Origin of the sequence: Streptomyces sp. NPDC005898, from assembly GCF_040629635.1 — a bacterium.
Taxonomy (GTDB): Bacteria; Actinomycetota; Actinomycetes; order Streptomycetales; family Streptomycetaceae; genus Streptomyces.
Window position 1 is genome coordinate 122,250 of record NZ_JBEXWC010000012.1, and the last position, 12,275, is coordinate 134,524.

General features: G+C 74.3%; 7 protein-coding genes. 5 read left to right on the forward strand and 2 right to left on the reverse strand.

The window, feature by feature from the left end:
- The first annotated feature begins 8 nt into the window (after positions 1–8).
- From ABZ385_RS18455 to ABZ385_RS18465, 3 genes are read left to right on the forward strand one after another with little or no spacing between them, the layout of a single operon-like run.
- Positions 9–7,670, forward strand: coding sequence for an amino acid adenylation domain-containing protein (locus ABZ385_RS18455; RefSeq protein WP_358912195.1), 7,662 nt, complete (start codon positions 9–11; stop codon positions 7,668–7,670).
- On the forward strand, positions 7,663–7,836 hold the full coding sequence (locus tag ABZ385_RS18460; protein WP_358584900.1) for an MbtH family protein: 174 nt from the start codon (positions 7,663–7,665) through the stop codon (positions 7,834–7,836). Before ABZ385_RS18455 ends, ABZ385_RS18460 begins: the two co-directional genes overlap by 8 nt.
- Positions 7,833–9,227, forward strand: coding sequence for a DHA2 family efflux MFS transporter permease subunit (locus ABZ385_RS18465; protein ID WP_358912197.1), 1,395 nt, complete (start codon positions 7,833–7,835; stop codon positions 9,225–9,227). The genes ABZ385_RS18460 and ABZ385_RS18465 overlap by 4 nt, the downstream gene beginning before the upstream one ends.
- Positions 9,228–9,525: 298 nt before the next feature.
- Here ABZ385_RS18465 and ABZ385_RS18470 read toward each other — a convergent pair whose 3' ends face one another.
- Both ABZ385_RS18470 and ABZ385_RS18475 read right to left on the reverse strand, forming a co-directional pair.
- The gene (locus ABZ385_RS18470; protein WP_358584897.1) at positions 9,526–10,377 is read right to left on the reverse strand and encodes a helix-turn-helix transcriptional regulator; all 852 of its coding nucleotides are present in this window, start codon (positions 10,375–10,377) and stop codon (positions 9,526–9,528) included.
- Positions 10,378–10,390: 13 nt separating this feature from the next.
- Positions 10,391–11,140, reverse strand: coding sequence for a DUF6879 family protein (locus ABZ385_RS18475; RefSeq protein ID WP_358912199.1), 750 nt, complete (start codon positions 11,138–11,140; stop codon positions 10,391–10,393).
- Between the two features lie 172 nt (positions 11,141–11,312).
- Between ABZ385_RS18475 and ABZ385_RS18480 the strand changes: the two genes are divergently transcribed.
- Positions 11,313–11,786 carry a hypothetical protein gene (locus ABZ385_RS18480; protein WP_358912201.1) on the forward strand — a complete coding sequence of 158 codons (474 nt, stop codon included), beginning with the start codon at positions 11,313–11,315 and terminating at the stop codon, positions 11,784–11,786.
- The gene (locus ABZ385_RS18485) at positions 11,783–12,274 is read left to right on the forward strand and encodes a hypothetical protein (RefSeq protein WP_358912203.1); all 492 of its coding nucleotides are present in this window, start codon (positions 11,783–11,785) and stop codon (positions 12,272–12,274) included. Before ABZ385_RS18480 ends, ABZ385_RS18485 begins: the two co-directional genes overlap by 4 nt.
- Position 12,275: the final 1 nt, after the last annotated feature.

Here is a 12,275-nt window from a genome sequence, read left to right on the forward strand (position 1 = left end):
TCACACACATGCATCAGCGCCCCGACCGCCTTCCCCTGCTCAGCGCGCAGGCCGGCATCTTCTACGCGCAGCAGCTGGACCCGCGCAGCACCGCGTACAACACCGCGGACCGCGTCGAGATCCAAGGCCCCCTGCAAACCGCCCTGTTCGAGGACGCGCTGGCGCGCACCATGGCCGAGGCCGAGACGCTGTCGCTGCGGGCGGGCGAGGACGCGGACGGCACGCCCTGGCAGGAGGTCGCGCCCCGAGCGGCACCCCCCCGCCTGCACCATCTGGACCTGCGCGGCGAGGCCGACCCGGAGGGCGCCGCCGAGGCCTGGACGCGGGCCGACCTCGCGAGACCGGTGGACCTCACGGGCGCTTCCGCCGAGGGCGGCCTCGTCACCCAGGCGCTGATCCGCCTCGCCGACGACCGCCACTGGTGGTACCAGCGCGTCCACCACTTCGCCGTCGACGCCTACGCCCTTCAGCTCATCGGCGACCGCGTGGCCGAGCTGTACACGGCCCTCGCGGCCGGGCAACGGGAGCTGCCCGAGCGCCGGTTCGCCCCGCTGGCCGAGCTGGTCGCGGAGGAGCGGTGCTATCTGGACGGCGAGCAGTACGCCGCCGACCGCGCCTTCTGGGCCGGGCGGACCGCCGGGCACACCGCCCCCGCCACCCTCGCCGGCACCTCCGCCGCCGGCACCTCCGGCCCGCCGCGCCGCCGCGCCCTGGACCTGCCCGAGGGGTCCTTCGAGCGGATCAGCCGTGCCGCGCAGGCCGTGAAGGCCACCTGGGCCGAGCTGGTCATCGCCGCCACCGCCGGGCATCTGCACCGCGTCACCGGCGCCGAGGACATCGTGCTGGGCCTGCCGCTGAGCAACCGCCGCGGCCCCGCCGCCCTGCGCACCCCGGCGATGACCGTCAACGTCCTGCCGCTGCGCGTCGCCGTGCGCCCCCACGACACGGGCGCCGAACTGCTGCGCCGCGTCGTCCTGGAGCTCCGCGCGGTCCGCCGCCACCAGCGCTACCCGCAGGCCGACCTGCGCCGCGACCTCGGTCTCGGCACGGCATGCGGCCCGGCGGACGGCACAGCAGGCGGCACAGCAGGCGGCCCGGCGGGCGAGCCGCTGACCGGGCCCATGGTCAACATCAAGCCGTTCGAGTCCGACCTGGACTTCGCGGGGTTGCCCGGCACCGTCCACAACCTCGCCGCCGGCCCCGTCGAGGACCTCGCCATCGGCGCCGCCCCCCGCGCCGACGGCACCCTGCGCCTCACCCTGGACGCCGCCGCGGCACGGTACGACGACGCCGAACTGGACGGTCACGGGCGTACGTTGGCCACGTATCTGGACGCCCTCGCCGGTCTGCTCCTCGCCGACCCGCACCGCCCCATCGGCACCCTCGACCTCCTCACCCCCGACGAGGTCCGCGCGGCCACCGCCGGACGCGCCGAGCCGCCCGCGGAACACACGCTCCCCGAGGTGTTCGCCGCGCAGGCCGCCCGCACCCCCGACGCGGTGGCCGTCCGCAGTGGCGGCGCCGCCCTGACCTTCGGCGCGCTGGACGCGGCCGCGAACCGTCTCGCCCACCGCCTGGCCGCCGACCTGGCCCCCGGCACGCCCGTCGCCCTCGCCCTGCCCCGCAGCACCGACACGGTCGTGGCGCTGCTGGCCGTCCTGAAGGCGCGCGGCGTCTGCCAGCCGCTGGACCTCGGCCATCCGCCCGCCCGGACGCTGGACGTGCTGGCCGACGCCCGTCCCGCGTACGTCATCGGCACCCGGGCGACCCTCGCCGCCCTTCCCGGCCACGGCCTGCCCGTGCTGGCGCTCGACGCCCCGGACACGGCCGCCGCGCTCGCCGCGCTACCCCCCGACGCCCCGGCCGCCGCCCCGCGGCCGGACGATCCCGCGTACATCATTCACACCTCCGGTTCCACGGGCCGGCCCAAGGGCGTCGTCGTCACCCACGCCTCGCTCACCAACCTCCTCGCCGGGCACGGCACCGACCACATCGCGCCCGCCGTGCGGCGCGCGGGCCGGGAGCGGCTGCGGGTCGCGCACAGCGCCTCGTTCGCCTTCGACGCGTCGTGGGACCCGGTGCTGTGGATGGTCCACGGCCACGAACTCCACCTCCTGGACGACGCCGCCTACCGCGACCCGTCGGCGCTCGCCGCGTACGTCGACGCGCACCGCGTCGACTACCTCGACGTCACCCCGTCCTACGCCGAGGCGCTCGTCGCCGAGGGCCTCCTGGACGAGGGCAGGCACCGTCCCGCCGTGGTGGTCGTGGGCGGCGAGACCGTCCCCGCCCCGCTGTGGGAGCGCCTCGCGGCCACGCCCGGCTGCCGCCCGATCAACCTGTACGGGCCGACCGAGACGACCGTCGACGCCTACTACTGGCTGCCGGGCCCCGACGGCACCACCACCGGGCACCCCGTGCGCGGCTCGCGCGTGTACGTCCTCGACTCCTGCCTGCGCCCGACGCCGCCCGGCGTCACCGGTGAGCTGTACGTCGCCGGGGCGTGTCTGGCCCGCGGCTATCTCGGGCGCCCCGACCTGACCGCCGAACGCTTCGTCGCCGACCCGTTCGGCGCGGCCCACGGCGACCCCGGCGGCCGCATGTACCGCACCGGGGACCTCGTGCGGCGGCGCGCGGACGGCACCCTGGAGTTCCTCGGGCGCGGCGACGACCAGGTGAAGATCCGCGGGTTCCGCATCGAACTCGGCGAGATCCGGGCGCGGCTCGCCGCCCATCCGGCGCTCGCCCAGGCCGCCGTCATCGCCCGCGACACCCCGCACGGCAAGCGGCTCCTCGCCTACGCCGTCCCGACAGCGGCCGTCACCCCGGACGCACTCCGCGCCCACCTCGCCGCGACCCTCCCCGCGCACATGGTCCCGGCCACCGTCACGCTCCTCGCCGAGCTGCCGCGCACCGCCAACGACAAGCTGGACCACCGCGCCCTGCCCGACCCGGAGCCCGCCCCGACTCCGGGCGGCCCCACCGGTGACGCCGGCGACCCGCTCACCCGGGCGCTCTGCGACCTCTTCGCGGACGTCCTCGGCCTGGACTCCGGGTGGCCCGCACCCGACGCCGGATTCTTCGACCTCGGCGGCCACTCACTGCTCGCGGGGCGCCTGGCCGCCCGTATCCGTGAGCGGTTCGCCGCCCCGGTCGGTATCGCCGACGTCTTCAAGGCGCCGACTCCCGCCGCCCTGGCGGCACTTGTGCGCGCCGCGTCCGCTCCCGCCCCCGGGGCGGCGGCCCCGCTCGTCCCCGTTCCCCGCACCGACGCCCTCCCGCTGTCCCCGGCCCAGCAGCGCCTGTGGTTCCTGCACCGCCTCGAAGGGCCCAGCCCCACGTACAACATCCCGCTCGTCCTGACCCTGGACGGCCCCGTCGACGACAGCGCGCTGCTGCACGCCCTGCACGACCTGAGCGCCCGCCACGAGACACTCAGGACCCTCTATCCCACCCCTGACAACGCCTCGGGCCGTGGCGGCGAGGCCGCCCCCGGCGACCGTCCCCACCAGCGGATCCTCGCCCCCGAACACCCCCTCGCCCGGCCGGTCCTGCACCGCGCGCCGCTCACCCCGAGCGCCGTGCCCGAGGCCGTCCGGCACTGCTTCGACCTGGCCGCCGAACCCCCGCTGCGCGCCACCTTGTTCACCGACCCGGACCACCCCGCCCGCCACACCCTTCTGCTGCTCCTGCACCACATAGCGGGCGACGGCGCCTCCACCACCCCGCTCGCCCGCGACCTCGCGACCGCCTACACGGCACGCGCGGCGGGCCACGCCCCCCGCTTCGCCCCGCTCCCCTTCCAGTACGCCGACCACGCCGCCCACCAGCAGAAGCTCCTCGCGGACGGCCTGGCGCGGACCCAACTCGCGTACTGGAAGCGGGCTCTGGCGGGCCTGCCCGACCAACTGGAGCTGCCCACCGACCGGCCGCGCCCGCCCGTCGCGTCGTCCGAGGGCGACACCGTCCCCTTCGCGCTGGACCCCGCGACGCACCGCGCGCTCAAGCAGCTCGCGGCGGCCACCGGCACCACCGTCTTCATGACCGTCCAGGCGGGGCTCGCCGCGCTGCTCACCCGGCACGGCTGCGGCACCGACATCCCGCTCGGCACCCCCGTCGCCGGGCGCGACGACGACGCCACCGCCGACCTCGTCGGCTTCTTCACCAACACCGTGGTGCTGCGCGCGGACACCTCCGGCGACCCCGCCTTCCGGGTGCTCCTGGAGCGCGTACGCGGGACGACGCTCGCCGCGTACGAGCACGACGCGCTCCCCTTCGACCAGCTCGTCGAGGAGCTGAACCCGCCCCGCTCCCTGGCCCGCCACCCCCTCTTCCAGGTGATGCTGGCCTGGCAGTCGATCCCCGACGGGCCGTTCGCGCTCGGCCCCGGCACGACGGCCCGGCTGGCCGCCGTCCCCTCCGGCACCGCCAAGTTCGACCTGACCCTGAACGCCGGTGAACTGCCCGACGAGGGCGGCATCGGCGGCTTCCTCGAATTCCGCACCGACCTGTTCGACCGCGCCACCGCCGAGGCCCTCGCCGACCGCCTGGCCCGCCTCCTCGCAGCGGCCGCCCGCACCCCCGACACCCCCCTCGGCCTGCTCCCCCTGCTCAGCGCCGAGGAGCACCACCACGCCCTGGTGACCGTCAACCGGCCGGTCGTACAGCCGCGCCCCCACGCCTTGGCGAGCGTCGACCGGCCCACCCCACAGCCGCACCCCCACACCCCGACGACCATCGACCCGACCACCGCACAGCCGCACCCCCACACCCCGGTGACCATCGACCCGACCACCGCACAGCCGCACCCCCACACCCCGGTGACCATCGACCCGACCACCGCACAGCCGCACCCCCACACCCCGACGACCATCGACCCGACCACCGCACAGCCGCACCCCCACACCCTGGCGACCATCGACCCGACCACCGCACAGCCGCACCCCCACACCCCGACGACCATCGACCCGACCGCCGCACAGCCGCACCCCCACACCCCGGTGACCGTCGACCCGACCGCCGTACAGCCGCGCCCCCAGGAGCCCGTGACGCTCGCCGACGTCTACGAGCGGGCCGCCGCCCGGCACCCGCACCGCGCCGCCGTCTCCCACGCCGGCCACACCCTCACCCACGCCGAACTGTCCGCCCGCGCACACCGCCTGGCCCGCCTCCTCGCCGACCGCGGCATCGGCCCCGGCGCCATCGTGGCGCTTGCGCTGCCCCGCTCGGCCGACCTCGTCACCGGCCTGCTCGCGGTCGCGCTCTCGGGCGCCGCCTACCTCCCCCTCGACCCGGACTACCCCGCCGACCGCCTCGCGTACATGCTCGGCGACGCCCGGCCCGCCGCCCTGCTCACCGACACCGCGACCGCGCCCCGGTTGCCCGCCGAGGCCCACGCGCTGCCCCTGATCGCGGTCGACGGCGCCACCCCGGACGCGTACGACGCGGGCCCACTCGCCCAGGCCGACCGCACCCGCCCGCTCACCCCCGACGACCCCGCGTACGTCATCTACACCTCGGGCTCCACGGGCCGCCCCAAGGGCGTCGTCGTCACGCACCACAACGTGACGCGGCTGCTGACCGCGACCGACCACTGGTTCCGCTTCGACGAGAACGACGTGTGGACGCTCTTCCACTCCTACGCCTTCGACTTCTCGGTGTGGGAGCTGTGGGGCGCGCTCCTGTACGGCGGCAAGGTCGTCGTCGTACCGCACCTGACCAGCCGCGACCCGCACGCCTTCCGCGCGCTGCTCGCCGCGGAGCAGGTCACCGTCCTCAACCAGACGCCCTCCGCCTTCTACCAGCTCGCCGCCGCCGACCGCGAGGCCCGCGACGGCCGCGAACTCGCCCTGCGGTACGTGGTGTTCGGCGGCGAGGCGCTCGAACTGGCGCGGCTGGACGAGTGGTACGACCGGCACGCTGACGACAGCCCCACCCTCGTCAACATGTACGGCATCACCGAGACGACCGTGCACGTCTCCTACTTCGCCCTCGACCGGGAGACGGCCGCCGCCGCCACCTCGAGCACCATCGGCGTGAACATCCCCGACCTGCGCGTCTACGTCCTCGACGACCGCCTCCAGCCGTGCCCGCCCGGGGTCACCGGCGAGATGTACGTCGCCGGTGAGGGCCTGGCCCGCGGCTATCTGGGCCGCCCGGACCTGACCGCGACCCGCTTCGTCGCCGACCCGTACGCGCACCTGTTCGGCGAGCGCGGCGCCCGCATGTACCGCTCGGGCGACCTCGCGCGCCGCCGCGCCGACGGCACCCTGGAGTACTTCGGGCGCGCCGACCAGCAGGTGAAGATCCGCGGGTTCCGCATCGAACTCGGCGAGATCGAGGCCGTCCTCGCCGCCCACCCCGCCGTCCGGGACGCGGCCGTCGTCGTGCGCGAGGACGTGCCCGGCGACAAGCGGCTGGTCGGCTACGCGGTCGCGGACGGCGCCACCCCCACCGAACTGCGCGAACACGCGACCGGCGCGCTCCCCGTCCACATGGTGCCGTCCGCCGTCGTCCTGCTGGACCGGCTGCCGCTCACCAGCAACGGCAAGCTGGACCGCAAGGCCCTCCCGGCCCCGGAGCGCCCCGCCGCCACCGGCACGGGCCGCGCCCCGCGCACCCCTCGCCAGGAGCAGCTCTGCGCGGTCTTCGCCGAGGTGCTGGCCCTGGCGGGGCCCGTCGGGATCGACGACAACTTCTTCGAGCTGGGCGGGCATTCGCTGCTCGCCGTGCGGCTCGCGAGCCGCGTACAGGCCGCGTTCGGCACGGAGATCTCCATCAGTACGGTCTTCCAGTCGCCGACACCCGCCGCTCTCGACACGTTCCTGGACGCGGGCAGCGAGCAGGCCGACCCCCTGGACGTCCTGGTCCCCCTGCGCCCCGCCCGCGAGGGCGACCGCGCCCCCGTCCACTGCGTCCACCCGGCGGGCGGCCTGAGCTGGTGCTACGCGGGCCTGATCCGCCACCTGCCGGCCGACGTGCCGATCTACGGCCTTCAGGCACAGGGCGTGGGAGCGGCCACCGCCGCCGACCCGCTGCCCCGCACCCTGGAGGAGCTGGCCGCCCACTACGTCGCCCGCTTGCGCGAGGTGCAGCCGGCCGGCCCCTACCGCCTCCTCGGCTGGTCGACCGGCGGCATCATCGCGCACGCCATGGCCACCCACCTCCAGGACCTGGGCCACGAGGTGGAGCTGCTCGCGATCCTCGACGCCTACCCGGCGGAGGGCTTCCGCGAGCTGCCCGAGTCCGACGAGGCCGAGGCCCTGGAGTCGCTGCTCACGATGGGCGGCCACGGCCCGGACAGCCTCGCGGGCAAGGCGCTGACCACCGGGAACGTCATCGACGTGCTGCGCCGCGAAGGCAGCCCTCTGGCGGCCCTGGCCCCCGCCACCTTCGAGGCGCTGCGGGACATCTACCTCAACACGAATCACCTCGTACGGGGCTACGACCACCGCCGCTTTGACGGCGACGTGCTGTTCTTCCGGGCGACCGTCGACACCATCGACGAGACCCTCACGCCCGAAACGTGGACGCCGTACGTGAGCGGACGCATCGCGAACACGGACGTGGCCTGCTCGCACAAGGACATGACCCTGCCCGAGCCGATCACGCACATCGCCCGCGTGATCGCCGACCATCTGACCGAGCTGGAGACCCGCGATCATGAGTGACGCACCCGCCAACCCCTTCGACGCGGAGGGGGAGTTCCTGGTCCTGGCCAACGCCCGCGGCGAACACTCGCTGTGGCCGCTGTTCGCCGCCGTCCCCGAGGGCTGGTCGCCGGTCCACGGGCCGGGCCCGCGCCAGGACGCCCTGGACTGGATCAACAGCCGGTGAACGGCGGCGGCCTGCTGGTCACCCCCCGGATCCGCCCGAAGGTCGCCGTCGTCCTCGTCTACACGGCCGCGATGTGCATGAACGGCCTGGACTCGACGATCGTCAACCCGGCCCTGTTCACCATCGCGGGCGACTTCGGCCGCCCGGTGTCGGCGGCGAACACGGTCGAGACGGCGTTCCTCGTCGCCCTGGCCCTCACGCTGCCGGTGGCGGGCTGGCTGGGTGACCGCCTCGGCACGAAACGCGTCTTCCTCGGCGCGCTCGCCGCCTTCACGGCGGCCTCCGCCGTGTGCGGCCTCGCGCCGAACCTCACCACGCTCGTGGTGGCGAGGGCCGCGCAGGGCCTGGCGGGCGGGCTGCTGACGCCGGTCGGCATGACGCTCCTCTTCCGGGCGTTCCCGCCCGAGGAACGCGTGAAGCTGTCCAAGGTCCTGATCGTGCCGACCGCGCTGATGCCGGCGCTGGGCCCGCCCCTCGGCGGCTTCCTCACCGAACACCTCTCCTGGCACTGGCTGTTCTTCGTCAACGTGCCGGTCGGGACGGCGGCCGTGCTGCTCGGCGTGATGGGCCTGCGCGAACACGTGGAGGGCACGCCGGGCCCCTTCGACCGCGTCGGCTTCCTCCTGGCGACCCCGGCGCTGGGCCTGCTCACCTACGCCCTGGGCTTTGGCCCCTCGCAGGGCTGGACGCGGCCGCCGGTGGCGGTCAGCGCGGTGCTGGGCGCGCTCCTGCTGGCCGCGGCGATCATCCACCAACTCCGGGTACGGGAACCGCTCCTGCGCCTGCGCCTGCTCGGTGACCGCGTCTACGGCTCGGCGTCGGCGCTGGCGCTGGTCAGCGCGGCGGGCCTGATGGGCGTGCTGTTCGTCTTCCCGCTGCTCTACCAGGCGGCGCTGGGCGCGTCGGCGCTGGACGCCGGGCTGAGCGTGTTCCCCGAGGCGCTCGGCCTGATGCTGGCGTCCCAGGCCGTGGACCGCCTCCTCCCCCGCCTCGGCCCGCGCCGCCTCGCGGCCCCGGCGCTCCTGCTGGCGTCCGGCGTCTTCGCGGCGCTCGCGGCGCCGGGGGTGGCGGAGAACGCGTGGGCGGTGCGGGGGCTGATGTTCGCGGTGGGCCTGGTCCTCGGCACGGCGGTCCTGATGATCCAGATCGTCGGCTTCGAGACCGTCGCCCCCGCCGACATGGGCCAGGCGATGGGCCTCTTCCAGATCACCCGCACCCTGGGCGGCGCCCTGGGCATCGCGGCCTGTGCGGCCTTGATCGGCGGCCACGGCATGGCCTTCACGGACCCCGCCCCCTACCGTCTGGCAGTACTGGCAACGGCAGCCTTCGTGGCAACGGGCGCGGGACTGGCCCTGCGGCTGCCTCGGGGGGCGCCGGAGCCACCACGGTGAACCGCCCGAGCGGGAACCAGCGTCCGCGCGTCGGGGGCCCGGTGCCGCTGGACGGGCAGCCAAGTACGAATGCACTGTCATCGGCACGCAAAGCGGCAGCTACTGCAGAAGCACTGCTCAAGGCACGCCCACGAGGGCATCACCAGGCAGGCCACAACGGAAACCCCGGACCAATGAGCACCGCTTTAGGAGAGCGGGTGTCGCTCGCAGCGCCGCGAAGCGGCCCCTGCCGGGGACCACGGCGCGGTTGTCCGAGGTCGTGGAGGGCCGTGACGGCCCGGGCCTGCGGAAACGTGCGTCAGCGTGGGCGGATGGACCGCTGGGCGCGGGTGATGGCGGCCTGTGCTTCTTCCCCGTACACAGCGGATGCGTTGAGCGTGTGCCAGATGCGGAGGTAGGTGGACACGTTGTCGTCATCGTCCAGCCACAGCTCCGCGTGCCAGTCCTCGGCGATGACGAGCCGTTCGTCCAGTACCCAGAAGCCGTTGGCAGCCGGGATCTTGAGCGGGGCGGAGAGCGGGATGACGCCGAGACGCACGGTGTCCATGCCGATCGTTCCCGCGAGCCGGTCGAGCTGGCTCATGAGCGCGGCCGGTGAACAGATCAGGGCGTGGAGGGCTGCCTCCCACACAAGGGCGTGGAACTGGTGCCCCCTCTCGTACAGCCACTCCTGGCGCCGCATGCGCGAGCGGACCGCTTCGTCGGTGTCCCGTGCCGTGTCGTGAAGCCGTGCGTAGTGCAGGAACATGGCGCGGGCGTAATCCGGGGTCTGGAGCATGCCCGGGATCACGGCCTCCTCCCACGCGCGGATGACCTTGGACCGGTTCACCTCAAGGTGCCAGCCGTCCTGCACGGGCCGGTGCCCGGCCGCGAGTTGGCGGCGCCAGGACCGGATGTGCGACTCGAATCCCTGGAGGCGAGCGCGCAGTTCGTCGAGGGCCTCACTCCGGCCGGTACCGTCGGCCCAGGCGCGCAGGTCGTCGACCGTCGCGGTCTGTCGGCCGTTCTCCAGCTTGTAGATCTTGGAGTGGGGCCAGCCGAGCCGCCGGGCGAGCTGGGGGCCGGTGAGCCGACCGCCAGGAGCCGAGAGTCGCAGCTCACGGAGGCGTACTCCGAGGGCCTCTCTGGCCTGCTGGAAGTCTGTGCTCACCGGCTCCCCGCCATCAGTCGGCGCGCAGCCGCGCCGTGAACTCGTCGTAGGGGAACGCGTGGCGCACAGCCGCGTCCCGGGCCTGGCAGTATCGCAGGACCTCAGCCGGCTCCGTGATCACCTCCACATCATGGAAGGCGTCCTGCTCGTCGAAGCGCAGTACGGCCACCAGACGGCTGTCGAAGATCCAGAAGTCCTCTGCGGGCAGGTGCGCCCGGCGTGCGTCCTGCCGCCAGATGCTGCGGACATCCTCGCCTGTGGCCGCGTTGCATCGCGAGTAGTCCAGCAGGAACAACTGCCCCTCGGTCGGCGGGTCGTCCAGGACACGCACGCGCCCCACGTACTTGCCACGGGACGTCTGCCGACGAATGTTCACGCACCAGTCACTGCCCAGGTCCATGGGGGCTCGACCGGTGCGCCGGAACTCCGCGAAGCCGGGATCCTCGCGGTCGGAGGCGTAGCCGCGGCGCGTCTCCAGGTGCCACGCCGAGTTCTCGAACGTCTCGAAGAGCCGGCCGAACTCTGCGAGGCCGATCAGCTTCGGCACGCGGGCCATCTCCTTCGGGCCGTGGTTGACGAGCAGTTCGCGCGGCACCACCACCGCGACCTCATCGGGCCCGAGGTGCCGCAACTGGGCGAGGTCGGCACAGTCACTGACGGGCGGACCCTGCACGATCACCTCTCCGGAGTCGATGTCCTCGTGAATCGCCGGACACCCACCGTTCTTGCTGTCCGTGCCGTTACAACGCAGCCGTCGTGCCATAGCGACTCCCGCAGTTCAGGGTCGTCCGTCCCAGCATCACGACGTGGTAGGTCGCCGGGCCATGGGGCGCAGCCCTCGCTGCGAGAACACTTGAGAACATTCGGCAGGGCATCGGGAACATTCACGAACATGGCCTGTGTACTGAGTGCCGCGCCTTCATACCTTCCTCGTCATGGCCCCTACCTCCGATATGAGCGATGCCCTCGGCGTCGATCCGTCCGCCGCCGCGTGCGCGGACAACTGGCTCGCCGACTGCGCCCGGCGCCCTTCACTCGCTCACGAAGTGTGGGCCATGGGTGGTCTCGCGCCGGTTCACTGCACCCGCTGGCTCGCCGCCGAGGTCCCGCTCGTCCTCGCGCTCCGGGCGAGGGAGCGACTGCCGGCGCACGCGTGCGGGCCGCTCCTGGTGGACGTCGGCCTCGACTGCGCCTGGTGGCTTGTCCCGCTCGGCGCCGATGTGGGGGCGGTGGGTGGCCGGGGCGTCAGCTTGCGGCCCCACGGGTGGCCGCTGCACTGTCCGCCGGCGAGCCGACCGGCCGCCGGCCGGCGCTGGCTCGTCTCTCCCGACGGGAGCGGGTGTCTGACCGATCCCGGCGCGCTCTCCGCCGCGACCGGCCCCGGGTTCCGTGCGGAGGCGTTCGGGTGAGCGTCCAGGAGGAGTTCTCCGCGGTTGCGGACTGGCTCGCGCGTGCCCAGCGCCCTCCCGTTCGGGCCCGGCGCGAATGGGCGGTCGTCGGTGTCGCCCTGCTTCCGCTCGGTCCGCGGTTCGAGGCCGTCCGCCTGCCTGGGCGGCTCGTCGCCGCGGCATTGCGCACCGCCCATCCGCGGGAGATCGCCGGGCGCCTCGGCCCGCTCCTCGGCGGTCCGGTCATCTTCGACGGCCGGACCCTGGACGGCACCTACTACCCCCTCATGCGGCCCCGCGCCGAGCGCCGTTGGGAGTACGAGGCCTTCGCGCCGTGCCTCGGCGCGGGCACCTACCTCGGTGTACCGCGCGTCGAGCGCAGGAAGCCGCCCGGCACCTACTGGGTGACGCCCCCGCGCTTCGAGGGTGACCTGTGCGAGCCCGCCGCCGTCGCGGCCCTCGTCGCCCACGCGGTCAGCGCCGGTGGCGAGGGGGAGCAGGCGCAGTGAT